The sequence below is a fragment of the Microcoleus sp. B6-A1 genome (assembly GCF_036705085.1).
Classification (GTDB): Bacteria; Cyanobacteriota; Cyanobacteriia; order Cyanobacteriales; family Microcoleaceae; genus Microcoleus.
The window spans coordinates 16,663-31,084 of the sequence record NZ_JAUBTU010000082.1 but is presented as its reverse complement, the minus strand read 5'-3'; the positions used below and the strand labels follow the sequence as shown (position 1 = coordinate 31,084).

The following is a 14,422-nucleotide window of genomic DNA, read 5'->3' as shown; positions in this document are numbered from 1 at the left end:
TTAGACTAAAAAAAGCTTTATGGCTTTGATTTTTGAAAAATACCAGTAAGATAATCACATCTGCGGAATGTGGGATTTTAGATTGAAGCATTGACTTGCGCGAGAGAAATACGTTCGGCAAGTTTCATCGGATACAGGTTTTTTATTTCACCGGTCCTGAGTCTGCTTTCGGAATGAATCGGGGAGCTTGTATCCTGGATGCTTTCGGTCAGAAGAGCGTTATTTCTTAAGAATCGAAGAGCTAAGCTGTCACGCATTTAAATTGCATATTCAGGGCGGGCTAGACGGCCCAACCCCTACTCCCCACAAGAATTAGATTGTTTTTTGACATTCTATTTAAATGCACAACAGCTTAGGATCTATCGAAAATCGAAAATCGAAAATCGTATTACCGTCTCGCGATTCTCACACCTTCTCTAAAATGCGCGATGGTCGCAATTACCGCTATAGAAAAGTAAAATATTCTAATCAGCCAAAAACAAACCCGCATTGACCAAGAAACAATAGTCGGAGCAATACCTGTTAACTGTACAAATCTGGAATTAACTTTTTTTTCAAAGCTGTCGAGGTCTTTCATCTCAGATTGTTTCGTCGGAATAACCGGAAACTGACCAGTATATACGTAATAACCGATAAAACCTGGCACTCCTACTTTTCTATTCAAAAATGAGTTAGTTAATGTTGCAGTTTCCGGAGGCGATAATTTATCAGATTCTCCTACTTTTACCAGCCAAGAATTATATCTGATGGCTGGCGTAATCATAAACACTAAGGGAACTATAACTATCAAGAAAGCTGCACTAACTTTGCGACCGTATTTAGGGGGTAGAAGATTTGTCGCCACACCCACTCCCATACCGATAAATGCAAATATCAATATATTTAACAGTTCAATAATTTCGATGCCCCTCAACAAATCACCGATAATCAGAATTGTATATAATAATTTGTCAGCTAGTAGCAGAGCCGCCCACTTTATCAGCATTGAAACGCCTACAATAGTAGCTACAATCGCCACATACCCGATGCCACCTAGAACGTACAGTAAAATCGAACCGGCTTGTTTGAATGATTGCATGGAATTATTCACTCTTGTGAAAGTTTAGGAGTCTGATTGACAAAAAAATTGAAAATTTTAGAGCAATCTGGAGTTCCAAATTTGACTTTTAAAATTGATTAGCTTGACCTCTTGAAATCAATCTAAAATCTACAATCTACAATCGATCGACAAGTTCCCGCGCGGCCGCTTTGGTGACTTGTGCGATCCGTTCCTTCACAACATCCTCTTCGATCGCCCTGTGGTCTGTTTCTTGTTCGCGATCGATCCCCAACCATAAAAGATACTCGATATTACCGGCCGGGCCAAGTAAAGGCGACCACGTTAAGCCGCGTTGCTGCCATCCTAAAGCTGTGGCTGCCTTCCACACTTGAAAAATCGCATCAGCTTGAGTTGCGGAGTCTCGCACTACGCCTTTTTTCCCGACTCTCTCGCGCCCTACCTCAAACTGCGGTTTTACCAGCAACACTGCTTCTCGCGGTGGTATCAACAATTCCCACAGCGCCGGTAAAATCTTATCCAGGGAAATAAACGACACATCTACTACCGCCAAATCTGCATAAACCCCTATTGGCAAAGAATCTTGCTCCCCCCCTTGACAAGGGGGGGCTGGGGGGGGTGACTCCCCATAAAGCTCAGTAGCAGTCATGTACCGCAAATTGGTGCGTTCTTTCAAAATTACCCTTGGATCGTTACGCAAGCCCCAATCTGCTTGACCGTAGCCAACGTCTACGCCGTACACTAGGGCCGCGCCGGCTTGCAGCAAACAGTCGGTAAAACCGCCTGTGGAAATGCCGCCGTCGAGACAAATTCTGCCTGCAACGGGAATCGCAAAAACTTCTAAAGCTTTGGCTAATTTGTCACCGCCTCTGGAAACATAGCGCGATCGCTCTTTTATCTGAATTTTTGCTGCAATGTCAACCTCAGTGCCCGGTTTGTCAACTACCTGCTGGTTGATAGAGACTTTTCCAGTCCGAATCAAGGCCTGAGCTTGCTGTCTGGAACTGCACAAATCTAGGCTGACCAATAAAGTGTCTAGTCGCTGTTTAGCCAAGGTTTTTAATCTGTACGGATAGGGTTAAGAACAGTACCAGATTAGCACTTACGCACAAGCCCCACTGCTAATTTTTGGCGATTATTTTGGTTTTGCGATTGTCGCGGGGCGATCGCCCCACCTCACATGATGTGACTGGGATCGCTCTGAGTGTGTAGTTTTATCACAGATAAACATCCGTAGAATCACACAATAATTTTTGCGACTAGCGGATGATTTATATGCAGCTAAAAGCACTACAAATACCATCAGGACGATCGACAATGAAAACAATTAACTTTCCTATCAGAAATTCGGGCAATTGTCAAGACAATCCCCTCGCCTTCGTCAGCGGTGACATCATCCACATTCTTTACCCCAATGGCGAAGTAGAAGCAACAACCACCGCACAAATCGATCGGCGCCAAACCAAAAATCCCCTAGACAAATGCCTCGTCTGGGGATGTGTTGACGATTTTTAGCACCCGTTTCAAACAAGAATGCAATTATAGGGAAGCTCCAAACCCTTAAATCATCAGTCATTCCCAATTATTCAAATTTTTAATCTATAATTTTTAATCTATAATTTTTAATCTGAAATCTTTAATCTAAAATTTTCTAACCCATAAAAAAAGATCGCTTGGAGGCTGTGAGGCCAAAAAAAGCGATCGATCCAACTGCTGCTAACTGCAAGCCACAAGTGCAATTTGCTGCTAAAAGAACTAGCAAATTGACTTAAATATCTTGTTCGCTCAATTCGCGAATCATGTAATCAAAAGGCTGATCCAAAAAAGGCCCCACAGACAAGCCAGCAGCTTCCACCTGAGCCTTAACCATCTCCTTCATAATGCTAATCCCCATCACCGTCGGGCCAATGGGAACGCTTAGAGAATTGTAAGTTTCTCGCAAACCTTGCAGCACGCGCTCGTCGAGCACGTCGGTACTTCCAGCTACCAGGGCGTAAGTAGCATAGCGCAAGTAGTAGTCCATATCCCGCAGACAAGCCGCGTAGCGACGAGTCGTGTAGGCATTTCCCCCGGGACGGATCAGTTCTGGCTGTTCAGCAAATAGCTGGATACCAGCTTGCTTGACAATTGCCGCAGCATTGCTGTTAATCGCAGCCGCCGCCTGTACCCGTGCCGTGCCCGTTGCAAAATAAGATTTCAACCGATCGATACCATCTCGGTCTAAATACCTACCAGCAACATCATAATTTTCAATCAGGCTCGTCACTGCATCGCGCATAAGTTTCTCTCCCAAAAATCTTTATCAATACTTTGCTATCTGAGACAGACCGCCTATTGTAGACTACTACAAATCGGCGTTTGATTAAGATTTGAGATAGGATTTTCACCAAGGGTAGTCTATCTGCGGCAAACTGTCGTAAAATTCAGCCGTTTGCCTTGTATCTTCAGCCGACAAATAATCCACAGGGCAAGAATCTCGAACTGCCCGACCGCACTGGGCCGCTATTTCAAAATTTTGTAGCCATAGATACAAAATAGTGGATACTGAAGGCCTACGATCGCCCACACAGTCTGAAATCGGCCGATCGCCAAGACACAACCAATATCAGGAGTAAGTCATGTTCCAGACACCCCAAGAAGCCTTAAACTACATACAAGAAAATAAGATCCAGATCGTTGACCTCAAATTCATCGATATGCCGGGGATCTGGCAGCACCTTTCCCTGTACCACGACCAAATCGACGAAACCGCATTCACAGACGGCGTACCCTTCGACGGTTCCAGCATTAGGGGCTGGAAAGCCATCAACGAATCAGACATGACGATGGTCATCGATCCGACCACCGCTTGGATGGACCCGTTCATGGCAGAACCTACCATCAGCTTCATTTGCAGCATCAAAGAACCTCGCACCGGCCAACCGTACAGTCGCTGTCCTCGCACCATTGCCCAAAAAGCCATAGACTACTTGCTTTCGACCGGTCTCGGCGATACAGCATTCTTTGGCCCGGAAGCAGAATTCTTTATTTTTGACGACGTTCGCTTCGACCAAACCCAAAATTCCGGCTACTATTACGTAGATTCGATCGAAGGTCGTTGGAATTCCGGCAAAGAAGAAGCAGGCGGCAACCTCGGTTACAAACCGCGTTACAAAGAAGGTTATTTCCCAGTAGCACCAACCGATACCTCTCAAGACATGAGAACGGAAATGCTGCTGACAATGGCAAAATGCGGCGTACCCATCGAAAAGCACCACCACGAAGTCGCCACCGGCGGTCAATGCGAACTCGGCTTCCGCTTTGATACTTTGGTAAAAGCCGCCGACTACTTACTGACTTACAAATACGTAATCAAAAACGTCGGCAAAAAATACGGCAAAACCATCACCTTCATGCCCAAACCGCTATTTAACGACAACGGTTCCGGGATGCACGTTCACCAGTCGATTTGGAAAGACGGCCAACCTCTATTTGCAGGCGATCAATATGCTGGTTTCAGTCAAATGGGACTGCATTACATCGGCGGAATTCTCAAGCACGCCCCGGCACTTTTGGCACTCACCAATCCCACAACAAATTCCTACAAGCGCTTAGTTCCTGGTTTTGAAGCGCCTGTAAACTTAGCTTACTCTCAAGGAAATCGATCGGCATCAGTGCGGATTCCGTTGTCGGGAACCAACCCCAAAGCCAAGCGGTTAGAATTCCGCTGTCCCGATGCCACATCCAACCCCTATTTAGCATTTGCAGCCATGCTGTGTGCCGGCATAGACGGCATCAAGAATCAAATCGATCCGGGCGAACCTTTGGACGTGGATATCTACGACCTTTCCCCTGAAGAATTGAGCAAGATTCCTTCGACTCCCGGTTCCTTGGAAGGCGCTTTAGAAGCTTTAGAAAAAGACCACAGTTTCTTAACTGAAACCGGCGTATTTACCGAAGACTTCATCCAAACTTGGATTTCCTACAAACTCGATAATGAAGTCAACCCAATGCGGCTGCGTCCTCACCCCTACGAGTTTGCTCTCTACTACGACTGTTAGAAAATTAATAATTGAAAATTAAAAGTTAAAACTGGTAATTATACCATTTTTAACGGTGATTTTTAATTAATAAGAACGCCGCCCTTAAAAGCGGCGTTCTTTTTGAGTTTAGAACTTCTGGATCAGCGCCCAGACTCTCCCGTTACCCGACACTATCTGGGCAACGCTGTTAGTAGTAGGGCCCATTGTAGCCTCAGAGACATCCTCTACAGCCCATTTATTTGCTTTCTCATCAACAATAAACAAATCGTCAGCGGTAGTGCCTTCCTGAACCCGATATATCTTATTCAAAATGAAACGCTGTCGCGCCTCAGCTTGTGGTATGCCCGTAACTTCATCAGGATCGATAGAGAGGGCACTGCCTTCTTTTAATGTACCTTTCGAGTTGCTTAAATTGCGATCGTCCCTTTGAGCAACCCGCACGCCGTGAAGCTGCAAACCAGGCTCATTCTCAGAGATATTTGAGATAGCAGCTAGGACCCCACTTTTTCCTAAACCGAGAACCGCTGCACTAATAGTAAAAATTAGCAAAAACTTGAAATGATTCACCGTATTTATGCTCCTTTGTTTGTGAGATTCTGCACTCATTCTAAATTAGCAATTAGCAATTACCAATGACCCAATGATGTCCGATATTTTTGTGATGATCCGCAATCAGAGTAACGTCGCCATGACTTCAGTTGACGGCATTGCGTTTGTCACTTTACTGACTCAAGAAGGACGAGTGCTGGCCGAGGAGACAGTTGACCTGTTTGAGGCCGATGTGAATTTTGATAACCTGAAGCCGGGAAAATATACTGTAGTTGTCAGGCACGAAGGCGTTGAACCTCGATCGGCAACCTGTAGTGTTACAATCACCGATGAAGATAAAGTAATCATGCTGACATTTGTTTACTTGGAGCTACAACGGGTGCTGCTCCGCATTCAAACTTCAACCGAAGAAAGACTATGACCGTGAAAGTTACTCCGCCAAATTCAATTAAAATGTTTCGTTATCGAGTACATTTCTTGGCAAAAGACCTGTGGAGGGAAAAAAACCCGGTTTGTCGGATGAATCTGGCTTTACAGTTAGCCGATGTGGCGACAACTTTGGCTAGGTTAGAAGTAGAAGAGGCGCGAAAATTTCAACAAGAGTCTGCTAGTGTTGAGGCTTCAGACTCGACGGAACCTGAAGAGTTTTGAGTGCGTGAGATTGCTTTCTGCGATCCGCGCCACCCTTGCGTGATAGCAGTTTAAAAAAATAATCTAACTGTATAAAAGCTCCCAACCCTGATAGTCATCAGTCATTTTTAATCTAAAATCTAACATCTAAAATGGTATGGCTCGCAACTCCAAATTATTTTCGTTGGTTGAGCTAGTAAAAAAATTGTCTGTATAAAACTGAATATCCGTGCTAAACAATAACTTTCTGCCTTGCGAGTGAATTAGGAAGCCCAAAAACTGCGTTACACTTATATAGGTATCTTTACAAAACAACATAAAACCATGACTGTTGCCTATCCCCGCAAGCTTCGCAACGCAATGGGAGCGCGCGAAATTTTAGCTAATGTAGTGCGCGATCGCGAAATTCACCTGATCACCCTCAACCGCTACCGCTACAGCGAACAGCGCAGTTGCAAAGACCTCACCGAGGTGATCGAACAGCTAAACGGGGAACCAGCCGAACTCGTGCGCGACCTCTCCCGGCACATTTCCGACGAAGCGCGACACGCTATGTGGCTCACCGACTTGCTGGTAGACCTCGGCCAAAATGTGGGAACGCCGCCGGGAGTCTCCTACATTGACGAATTTGAAAGGTTGTATGACAGCGAACAACAAGACCCCACCACAAACCGCGAAGACTTCGTAATTTCTTCCCTCGCCGCGATTAACGTCACCGAGAAGCGGGGCTGCGAATACTTCTCAGCGCACATCCACGCCCTCAAACAGGCTCCCCAAACCGCAGAAAACGTCAAAATCCGCGAAACAATCGAAAAGATTTTTCCCGAAGAAGCTGGTCACGTCCGCTGGGGCAACCGCTGGCTGGCCCAAATCGCCGACAAAAGCCCGGAACACCGCCAAAAGGTGGAACAGGCAAAGCGCAAGTATGTGGCGATCGAACAAGCAGCATTTGAATCGGGAATGGATATCATGCTGGGGGCCGAACTCCGTCGCGTCACCCGCCTCGTGGATATTGCCAACACCATGCCGATGTGGGAACGCCCGCAATACCTGATGGAACGCTTGCCCAGAACCCTCCTGGCCCCGGATCTGCAAATGACCAGAGTCGATGTAGCTCAGCGCGCCTGGAACCGCGACCCCCAGGCATTTGTGGAGAAATTGGTGCCGATGTTCCTCAACGGCTTGAATAACATTGAGAAGAAGGCGGCGGCGACTAAGCCCAAGGCTTAAAAACGATCGCGCACCTGCTTGAAACCGCTTTGCCAGTCAAACTTGCGTCTGCCTCCGCAAACAAGCGAGATATACTGGTTCCTTGGCATAGCCTCGGAACCAGTTATTTAAAATCATAATTTTAAGCTTTAGCCAGTAAACTGATTATTGGAATAGTTTTCCATCTAAATATAATTATGACTACCAGCGAGCCGAACATACAAACAGCTTCCGCAGAAAGCCTATCGAGTGAAAGCGCGATCGCCTCCGAGCAGGTCGAAAAAGCCACAGCCGTCACCTATGCAGAAGAAATTGAAACTGTCATCGCCAGCATGGCTGTAGACCAAAAAGTGATGGTCGGTCAAAATGAAGCTGGCGGACATCTTTGGAAGTTTAAGTACGGCAGTGTTGAAGTGTTCGTGCAACTCACCGGCGACACCGAAGATGATACTTTGACTGTTTGGGCTTTTGTACTGCAGTTGCCGGCGAAGAATGAAGCTCAATTAATGCGGAAACTTCTAGAAATGAATTGGCTGTCTACTTTGGAATCTCATTTTGCGATTGTTGACAATCAAGTTGCGGTAATATCTACTCGGACGATCGCCGAAATCTCGGCCGGGGAAATTTCTCGGGTTATTACTATTGTCGCCACGATCGCCGATGACAACGATGACCTGCTGCAAGCAGAATTCGGTCAGTAGTCATTAGTTAACAGTTAACAGTCAACAGTCAACAGTCAACAGTTAACAGTTAACTAATATGCAGGCCCTGCGATCCAAGCAATAGTGATTCCCAGCCCCAAACCTACAAGCACTTGAAAAGGAGTGTGTCCTAGCAACTCTTTCAGGCGAGCCTCATTAAGGTTGTGATCTTCCTCAAAAAACTCATCAATAATTTGGTTGAGGATGCGAGCTTGCTTGCCTGCTGCTTGGCGAACGCCTGCAGCGTCGTACATGACAATAATTGCAAAGATCGCAGCGATCGCAAAGTCTGGACTTTCCCATCCCATCGTTTGTCCCACTCCAGCAGCCAAAGCGCCCACAAAAGACGAGTGAGCGCTGGGCATTCCCCCCGTTGTTACCAAATACCGAAGATTAAACTTGCGATTTTTGACCAACTCGATCGGCAACTTCATGATCTGAGCCGCCAGACAAGCAAGCAAAGCAACCACGAGTACATGATTGTTTAAGATGCCGCTGCAAATTTCCTGCATAGTGTTTAGTATTTCTAGTTACTGCGGCTGGTAATAAAATCGGCGATCGCCAGCAGCGGTAGAGCTTTGCTCCCAAACACTGCCAATTGAGCCTTAGCATCAGCAACAAGCTGCGAAGCTTGGCGCCGAGACTCCTCAATTCCCCACAAACTCGGATAAGTGACTTTTCCTGCTTGAACATCTTTGCCAGCAGTTTTGCCCAGTTCTTCTTGAGTAGCAGTAATATCCAGAATGTCGTCAATGATCTGGAAAGCCAGCCCAATATTTTGAGCGAAACGAGACAGCCGCTGCAAATCTGCTGCTGAGGCCCCAGCCAGAATCGCCCCACAAACTACGCAGGCCTCTAACAGCGCCCCTGTTTTGTGAGCATGAATGTAATTCAAAGTTTCCAGAGAAACATCTGTCTTTCCTTCGGATTCCAAGTCAACCACCTGACCGCCTACGAGTCCAGCAGCACCCGATGCCCGCGCCAAATGGGCGATCGTCTGCAACACCTGCTGGGGGGGTACGTTCTCAGTTTTAGTAGCGATAAATTCAAAAGCATAGGTCAACAAACCATCGCCAGCCAAAATGGCAATATCCTCGCCGTAGACTTTGTGGTTCGTCAGTTTGCCACGCCGGTAGTCGTCATTGTCCATTGCCGGCAAATCGTCGTGAATCAGCGACATCGTGTGGATCATTTCCAAAGCGCAAGCTGTCGGAATTGCCATAGATGTAGTGCCGCCGGCCAGTTCGCAGCTAGCGAGACACAGGATCGGACGCAGGCGCTTGCCCCCCGCTAGCAGCGAGTAGCGCATTGCTTCGTAGATTTTCTCTGGGTAGATGACCGGCAGTGCACTGTCGAGAGCTACCTCGATCGCCTCTTTTCGATTGACTAGATAAGTAGATAGGTCGAAAGAGGATTCCGGTTGGGACGAACCCATTTCTGTTGCCAATACCATCCCTTGCTCTCTTGTACTGAATAGTTATGTGGGATATTCTGAGCCGTTCGGGTCGCATCGTGCCGACTTTTACGGCGGTACTTGCTCGAACTCCGAGCATCAATTAATCATTCTACGGGTGTTGTTGCACAGAAAATCTTTGAGTTTTGATAACTTTGTCAAATTACCAGTCAATCTAAAATTTACAATCTCAAATCTCAAATCTCAAATCCGCTGCTGCTGTCTGGCGACTTCCAAAAACCGCTGCACCGCCGCCGTTGGATCGCTTCGCCAAATCAGAGCGATTGCCACAATACAGGTTGATTCTGGTAACGCTTTGTAAACAACCCCGCTGCGCTGGAAATTTTGCATCGACGCCGGGACGATCGCCACTCCCATCTCGGCGGCTACCAGACTCACAATGGTTTGCATTTGAATTGCTTCTTGAGCTGCGCGAGGGCTAAAACCTGCTTGTTGACAAAGACTGACGATCGCATCGTACAATCCCGGAGCCTGGGAACGCGGAAACAAAATGAACGGTTCCGTGGAAAGTTCGCGTAATTCAAGATGCGTGCGATCGGCCGCCGGATGCGTTTCTGGCAGTGCGACGATCAGCGGTTCTCGAAAAACGATTTCAGAATTTATCCCCTCTTCCTCAACCGGAGGACGCACGAAGCCGATATCAATTTGCCCGAACCGCAGCCGCTGCAACTGTTCGTTTGTCGTCTGTTCGTGCAGTTCGAGCTTAACGGCGGGACACCGAGTGCGAAAGGCCTGCAAAATCGCTGGAACCACGTTGTGTGCGGCAGAACTCACAAAGCCGATCGTCAGTTGGCCGAGTTCGCCCCGACTGGTTTGTCTGCCGAGTTGAATTGCTCGATCGACTTGCTGCAGAATTTTCCCGGCCTCCTCGAAAAAAACCTGTCCCGCTGCCGTTAACTGCACCGTCCGCTTGGTGCGGCGAAACAGTTGAAACCCCAACTCTGCCTCTAAATGCTGGATTTGTTGGCTCAGCGGAGGTTGGGCAATATGCAGTTTTTCGGCTGCACGAGTGAAATTCAGTTCCTCTGCAACTGCAATGAAATAACGCAAATGCCGAAGTTCCATAAGTCCCAATGATTGATATTTTAAAAGTCTAAGTTGTTAGTTAAACATATATTGGACATTGATGATGATATTTCATACAGTGATTAATAGGCGAAGTGGAGAATTAAACAATGGCTAATTTGGATATCAAAATTAAAGAAGCAGAGCTGGCAGATTTGGAATTAATCGTGGATTTTATTTCGCAAAAAAGCGAGTTTGATGGCTCTAAAAATTTGTTGGCAGCAACAGCAGAAAAATTGCAGCAAACGTTGTTTTGCCAGTCTCCGCTAGTGCGGGTTTTGTTGGCGGAAATTGCGGGAAAAGCGGTAGGATTTGCTATGTTTTATTCCTCCTATTCAAGTTTATTGACGCAGCCGTGTCTTTGGCTTGATGATTTATTTGTGGAAGCTCCTCTGCGCGGTATGGGAGTCGGTACAGCGCTGTTAAAGTCTTTGGCAAAAATTGCTGAGTCAACAAATTGCGGGCGTATGGAATGGACTGTTAATACTGGCAATGCGCCGGGAATAGCTTTTTATGAAAAGCAAGGAGCGCGGATTTTGGAAAATATTAGGGTTTGCCGTATTGATGGCGATGGAATTGGTCTGCTTGCTGGCAAATAATTTTTTCATAACGAACCGCGAAGGCGCGAAGAACGCGAAGAGATGAGAAAAGAAGAGAAAAGAAGAGAAGAGATGTTACAATATTTTTGGAATTCTGCCCTTTATGAGAAAAATCATGCTTTTGTTTGGCGGTGAATCTCTTGTGGAGTTACTCGCTCCGCAGGCTGGTGAAAAAATTCTGGATTTGGGATGCGGTACGGGAGAGTTAACTGCAAGAATTGCTCAAAGTGGTGCTTTTGTGCAAGGTATTGATTCATCTAAGCAGATGATTGACACGGCAAGAGTTAACCATCCTCGCATTAATTTCTCTGTCGAAGATGCGAGGGATTTTCACGTAGAAGAGCCGTTAGATGCTGTGTTTTCTCATGAGGTTTTGCACTGGATTAAAGAGCCGGATGCTGTGATTAATTGTGTGGAACAAGCGCTGCAGCCGGGAGGGCGTTTTGTGGCAGAGTTTAACTGGGAGGGGTACGTGGGGGCGATCATCTGCGCACATTTGAGTGTTGTTTTGTCAGCAATTAGCGGCCAGGAGCCTGAAGCGCATAATCCTTGGTATTGTCCGAGTATTGACGAGTATGCTGGGCTTCTGCAACAGCACGGATTTGATGTGCGTGAGGCGGTTTTGGTCGAACCCCCGACTCCCCCCGTACAAGTTGGCATGTGGGGTCTGGAAAGTTGGATTCAGAGGTTTGCTGGCGAGTTTTGGGGGGAGTTGTCTGAGGATGTGCGATCGCACGTAATTAACCAAGTTGCAGAACGTTGGCGGCCGGCGCTGGACCGCAATGGTAATTGGATTGCAGATTATCGCCGAATTCGTGTTCGCGCTATCAAAAATTCCTCACGCTAAATCATAGTGATTAGTGATTGCGATCAGAGCTTGAAATCGCTACTACACCAACTTTCGTCCCGCGAAGGCGCGAAGAACGCGAAGAGATGAGAAAAGAAGAGAAAGGAAGAGAAGAGATGTCACAATATTTTTGGAATTCTGCCCTTTATGAGAAAAATCATGCTTTTGTTTGGCAGTACGGTGAATCAATTGTGGAGTTACTCGCTCCGCAGGCTGGCGAACAAATTCTGGATTTGGGCTGCGGTACGGGACAGTTAACTGAAAAGATTGCTCAAAGTGGTGCTTTTGTGCAAGGTATTGATTCATCTTTGTCGATGATTTCCACGGCAAAAGTTAACTATCCTCACATTAAGTTCTCTGTCGAAGATGCGAGGATTTTTCAACTAGAAGAGCCGTTAGATGCTGTGTTTTCTAATGCGGTTTTGCACTGGATTAAACAGCCGGATGCTGTGATTAATTGTGTGGAAAAAGCGCTGAAGCCGGGAGGGCGTTTTGTGGCTGAGTTTGGGGGTAAGGGGAACGTGGGGGCGATCGTCCGCGCACTTTTGAGTGTTTTGTCAGAAATTGACCCGCTTGAGCCTGAAGCGCTTAATCCTTGGTATTTCCCGAGTATTGGCGAGTATGCTGGGCTTCTGGAAAAGCAGGGATTTGATGTGGGTTATGCGGTTTTGTTCGATCGACCGACTCCCCTAGAAGGCGGCAGCGCGGGTATGGTAAATTGGATTGAGATGTTTGCTGGCAAGTTTTTGTCGGGGTTGTCTAATGATGTGCGATCGCAGGTAATTAACGCAGTTGAAGAACGTTTGCGGCCGACGCTGTACCGCGATGGTAATTGGATTGCAGATTATCGGCGAATTCGCGTTGTTGCTGTCAAGGACTCCTCACGGTAAATCATAGTGATTAGTGAAGTCGATCGGATATTGAAAGCGCTACTACACCAACTTTCGCCCACTCCAAGCGGACTCAAAGACTAAGCAATTTTACAAGACTTACGCTGCATAGTCAAATTTTACACGACCCATAGTAGTAAGGTGCGAAATACGCACCCTACTAGCGTTTCTGCGTAAGTCCTGTAAATATCAGGAGTTAATTTCTGGCTAACAATATGATAAGTTTGTCAGCTTACCACTGATTGTCCTGAACTTAGAAACCCTGAACGGAAACAATCCTGCTTTGTAGTTCATTAGGCGTTACATCGCCTACCAAACCTAAAATCGCGTTAGAATTTCTAACTCTGATGAGAGTTCCTGAAGCCGGGCCGCTCAATTCGCTGGTCAGCTCTGGAGGGAGGACTTGTAGTAAAGCTTGTGGGAAGTCGAACCTATATGTTACTGTCACATCCTCTACCGGCTCCAACACTATATCATTGACCGTTAAGCCACTCGCTAATCCAATGCGATCTACATCAGGATCAAAACCTGCGATCAGATCACTAGAATTGATATCTGTAGTGGCAGGATCTATTCCCAGAACGCATAAATTATTGCCCAACTCACAAAGTAACAAGTCTGCGCCCAAGCCACCAACCAGAGTGTTATTCCCATCTTGGCCGTCTAAAACATCATTGCCTCTACCCCCAAATAAAATATCATCGCCAGCTTCTCCACGAAAAAAATCAGCATCAAGACCACCACTGAGGCAGTCATTTCCATCAGATCCATTCAGGAAATCTCTTCCTTTTCCCCCAAATACAGAATCGTTGCCTGCAAAACCTGTGAGAAAATCTTCCCCTTCATTTCCCAGGATTAACTCGCTAGCCCCTGAGCCATTTACTGTATCGTTGCCATCGAGGGCCCAAGCTCCTAAAGGGAAGTTGTTTAGATCTCCAGGAGTAAGTTGAATTCCTTCCGAGGTGTTGTCGCCAATTAAGCGCAATGTCCCTGACGCATCCGGTTTTAAAGCCATAGCTAAAATCTTTGTGTGTTGGTTGATTACTAACCCTACTTGAGCCAATACTGGCTCACAAGTTGGTCCCAATTCAATTAGAACCATATTCAAGATAACTCGAAACGGTATTTTCCAAAAGCATAGCAACACTCATCGGCCCGATTCCTCTCGGCACCGGCGTGATAAATCCGGCTACTGTTTTAACAGCATCAAAGTCCACATCTGGGGCAAAACGACTCGTACCGTCTGGATTGACAACGCCGAATTCGCGTTGTTGCTATCAATAATTTCTCACGGTAAATCTTAGTGATTAGTGATTTCCATCCGAGCATGAAATCGTTACTGCACCAACTTTCGTCCACTCCAAGCGGACTCAAAGAGT

General features: G+C 46.6%; 17 protein-coding genes and 1 pseudogene. 9 read left to right on the top strand and 9 right to left on the bottom strand.

From position 1 onward, the window contains the following. Positions 1-388: 388 nt before the first annotated feature. On the bottom strand, positions 389-1,078 hold the full coding sequence (locus tag QUB11_RS24420) for a hypothetical protein (protein ID WP_333206419.1): 690 nt from the start codon (positions 1,076-1,078) through the stop codon (positions 389-391). Between the two features lie 136 nt (positions 1,079-1,214). Then, complete coding sequence (locus tag QUB11_RS24415; RefSeq protein ID WP_333206421.1) at positions 1,215-2,111, bottom strand: TlyA family RNA methyltransferase; 897 nt, start codon at positions 2,109-2,111, stop codon at positions 1,215-1,217. 221 nt (positions 2,112-2,332) lie between these two features. Between QUB11_RS24415 and QUB11_RS24410 the strand changes: the two genes are divergently transcribed. Further along, on the top strand, positions 2,333-2,572 hold the full coding sequence (locus QUB11_RS24410) for a hypothetical protein (protein WP_333230002.1): 240 nt from the start codon (positions 2,333-2,335) through the stop codon (positions 2,570-2,572). A gap of 253 nt (positions 2,573-2,825) precedes the next feature. Here the strand turns inward: QUB11_RS24410 and apcB are convergent, their stop codons facing one another. Next, a complete protein-coding gene (gene apcB, locus QUB11_RS24405; protein WP_293258696.1) occupies positions 2,826-3,335 on the bottom strand; it encodes an allophycocyanin subunit beta in 510 nt (169 codons plus the stop codon). A 340-nt stretch (positions 3,336-3,675) separates the two neighbouring features. On the opposite strand from apcB, the gene glnA reads away from it, so the two are divergent. Then, complete coding sequence (gene glnA, locus QUB11_RS24400) at positions 3,676-5,097, top strand: type I glutamate--ammonia ligase (RefSeq protein WP_333206423.1); 1,422 nt, start codon at positions 3,676-3,678, stop codon at positions 5,095-5,097. Positions 5,098-5,205: 108 nt separating this feature from the next. On the opposite strand, the gene QUB11_RS24395 is transcribed toward glnA, so the two are convergent. Then, the gene (locus QUB11_RS24395) at positions 5,206-5,685 is read right to left on the bottom strand and encodes a hypothetical protein (RefSeq protein ID WP_333206424.1); all 480 of its coding nucleotides are present in this window, start codon (positions 5,683-5,685) and stop codon (positions 5,206-5,208) included. 34 nt (positions 5,686-5,719) lie between these two features. Between QUB11_RS24395 and QUB11_RS24390 the strand changes: the two genes are divergently transcribed. The 4 genes from QUB11_RS24390 (at position 5,720) to QUB11_RS24375 (ending at position 8,168) form a co-directional block, all read left to right on the top strand. Next, positions 5,720-6,049 carry a hypothetical protein gene (locus QUB11_RS24390; RefSeq protein ID WP_333206426.1) on the top strand — a complete coding sequence of 110 codons (330 nt, stop codon included), beginning with the start codon at positions 5,720-5,722 and terminating at the stop codon, positions 6,047-6,049. Beyond that, on the top strand, positions 6,046-6,279 hold the full coding sequence (locus tag QUB11_RS24385; protein ID WP_333084936.1) for a hypothetical protein: 234 nt from the start codon (positions 6,046-6,048) through the stop codon (positions 6,277-6,279). Before QUB11_RS24390 ends, QUB11_RS24385 begins: the two co-directional genes overlap by 4 nt. Positions 6,280-6,582: 303 nt before the next feature. Further along, the gene (locus tag QUB11_RS24380) at positions 6,583-7,488 is read left to right on the top strand and encodes a ferritin-like domain-containing protein (protein WP_333206427.1); all 906 of its coding nucleotides are present in this window, start codon (positions 6,583-6,585) and stop codon (positions 7,486-7,488) included. A gap of 176 nt (positions 7,489-7,664) precedes the next feature. Continuing rightward, positions 7,665-8,168: a YbjN domain-containing protein gene (locus QUB11_RS24375; RefSeq protein WP_333206429.1), complete on the top strand. Its 504-nt coding sequence runs from the start codon at positions 7,665-7,667 to the stop codon at positions 8,166-8,168. 53 nt (positions 8,169-8,221) lie between these two features. Here QUB11_RS24375 and QUB11_RS24370 read toward each other — a convergent pair whose 3' ends face one another. The 3 genes from QUB11_RS24370 to QUB11_RS24360 all read right to left on the bottom strand — a co-directional run bounded on the left by QUB11_RS24370 (position 8,222) and on the right by QUB11_RS24360 (position 10,707). Continuing rightward, positions 8,222-8,680, bottom strand: coding sequence for a divergent PAP2 family protein (locus QUB11_RS24370; RefSeq protein WP_242722198.1), 459 nt, complete (start codon positions 8,678-8,680; stop codon positions 8,222-8,224). Positions 8,681-8,694: 14 nt separating this feature from the next. Beyond that, on the bottom strand, positions 8,695-9,621 hold the full coding sequence (gene crtE, locus QUB11_RS24365; RefSeq protein ID WP_333179856.1) for a geranylgeranyl diphosphate synthase CrtE: 927 nt from the start codon (positions 9,619-9,621) through the stop codon (positions 8,695-8,697). A 204-nt stretch (positions 9,622-9,825) separates the two neighbouring features. Continuing rightward, positions 9,826-10,707, bottom strand: coding sequence for a LysR family transcriptional regulator (locus QUB11_RS24360; protein WP_333391905.1), 882 nt, complete (start codon positions 10,705-10,707; stop codon positions 9,826-9,828). Positions 10,708-10,817: 110 nt separating this feature from the next. Here QUB11_RS24360 and QUB11_RS24355 point away from each other — a divergent pair, with 110 nt between their 5' ends. The 3 genes from QUB11_RS24355 (at position 10,818) to QUB11_RS24345 (ending at position 13,043) form a co-directional block, all read left to right on the top strand. Then, positions 10,818-11,306 carry a GNAT family N-acetyltransferase gene (locus QUB11_RS24355; protein ID WP_333391904.1) on the top strand — a complete coding sequence of 163 codons (489 nt, stop codon included), beginning with the start codon at positions 10,818-10,820 and terminating at the stop codon, positions 11,304-11,306. Positions 11,307-11,409: 103 nt separating this feature from the next. After that, positions 11,410-12,153, top strand: a complete 744-nt coding sequence (locus QUB11_RS24350; protein ID WP_333391902.1) for a class I SAM-dependent methyltransferase — start codon at positions 11,410-11,412, stop codon at positions 12,151-12,153. 116 nt (positions 12,154-12,269) lie between these two features. Then, positions 12,270-13,043: a methyltransferase domain-containing protein gene (locus tag QUB11_RS24345; protein ID WP_333391900.1), complete on the top strand. Its 774-nt coding sequence runs from the start codon at positions 12,270-12,272 to the stop codon at positions 13,041-13,043. A gap of 253 nt (positions 13,044-13,296) precedes the next feature. Here the strand turns inward: QUB11_RS24345 and QUB11_RS24340 are convergent, their stop codons facing one another. Beyond that, positions 13,297-14,145: a calcium-binding protein gene (locus QUB11_RS24340; RefSeq protein WP_333391898.1), complete on the bottom strand. Its 849-nt coding sequence runs from the start codon at positions 14,143-14,145 to the stop codon at positions 13,297-13,299. Next, a pseudogene (locus QUB11_RS24335) lies at positions 14,132-14,299 on the bottom strand (bifunctional 5,10-methylene-tetrahydrofolate dehydrogenase/5,10-methylene-tetrahydrofolate cyclohydrolase); the annotation flags it as partial. The pseudogene QUB11_RS24335 and the gene QUB11_RS24340, both read right to left, overlap by 14 nt. Positions 14,300-14,422: the final 123 nt, after the last annotated feature.

Excerpts from the sequence above, each read along its gene's own strand:
- QUB11_RS24420 (WP_333206419.1), bottom strand. The coding sequence starts at position 1,078 with ATGCAATCATTCAAACAAGCCGGTTCGATTTTACTGTACGTTCTAGGT.
- QUB11_RS24410 (WP_333230002.1), top strand. The coding sequence starts at position 2,333 with ATGCAGCTAAAAGCACTACAAATACCATCAGGACGATCGACAATGAAA.
- apcB (WP_293258696.1), bottom strand. The coding sequence starts at position 3,335 with ATGCGCGATGCAGTGACGAGCCTGATTGAAAATTATGATGTTGCTGGT.
- glnA (WP_333206423.1), top strand. The coding sequence starts at position 3,676 with ATGTTCCAGACACCCCAAGAAGCCTTAAACTACATACAAGAAAATAAG.
- QUB11_RS24395 (WP_333206424.1), bottom strand. The coding sequence starts at position 5,685 with ATGAGTGCAGAATCTCACAAACAAAGGAGCATAAATACGGTGAATCAT.
- QUB11_RS24390 (WP_333206426.1), top strand. The coding sequence starts at position 5,720 with ATGATGTCCGATATTTTTGTGATGATCCGCAATCAGAGTAACGTCGCC.
- QUB11_RS24385 (WP_333084936.1), top strand. The coding sequence starts at position 6,046 with ATGACCGTGAAAGTTACTCCGCCAAATTCAATTAAAATGTTTCGTTAT.
- QUB11_RS24380 (WP_333206427.1), top strand. The coding sequence starts at position 6,583 with ATGACTGTTGCCTATCCCCGCAAGCTTCGCAACGCAATGGGAGCGCGC.
- QUB11_RS24375 (WP_333206429.1), top strand. The coding sequence starts at position 7,665 with ATGACTACCAGCGAGCCGAACATACAAACAGCTTCCGCAGAAAGCCTA.
- QUB11_RS24370 (WP_242722198.1), bottom strand. The coding sequence starts at position 8,680 with ATGCAGGAAATTTGCAGCGGCATCTTAAACAATCATGTACTCGTGGTT.
- crtE (WP_333179856.1), bottom strand. The coding sequence starts at position 9,621 with ATGGTATTGGCAACAGAAATGGGTTCGTCCCAACCGGAATCCTCTTTC.
- QUB11_RS24360 (WP_333391905.1), bottom strand. The coding sequence starts at position 10,707 with ATGGAACTTCGGCATTTGCGTTATTTCATTGCAGTTGCAGAGGAACTG.
- QUB11_RS24355 (WP_333391904.1), top strand. The coding sequence starts at position 10,818 with ATGGCTAATTTGGATATCAAAATTAAAGAAGCAGAGCTGGCAGATTTG.
- QUB11_RS24350 (WP_333391902.1), top strand. The coding sequence starts at position 11,410 with ATGAGAAAAATCATGCTTTTGTTTGGCGGTGAATCTCTTGTGGAGTTA.
- QUB11_RS24345 (WP_333391900.1), top strand. The coding sequence starts at position 12,270 with ATGTCACAATATTTTTGGAATTCTGCCCTTTATGAGAAAAATCATGCT.
- QUB11_RS24340 (WP_333391898.1), bottom strand. The coding sequence starts at position 14,145 with ATGGTTCTAATTGAATTGGGACCAACTTGTGAGCCAGTATTGGCTCAA.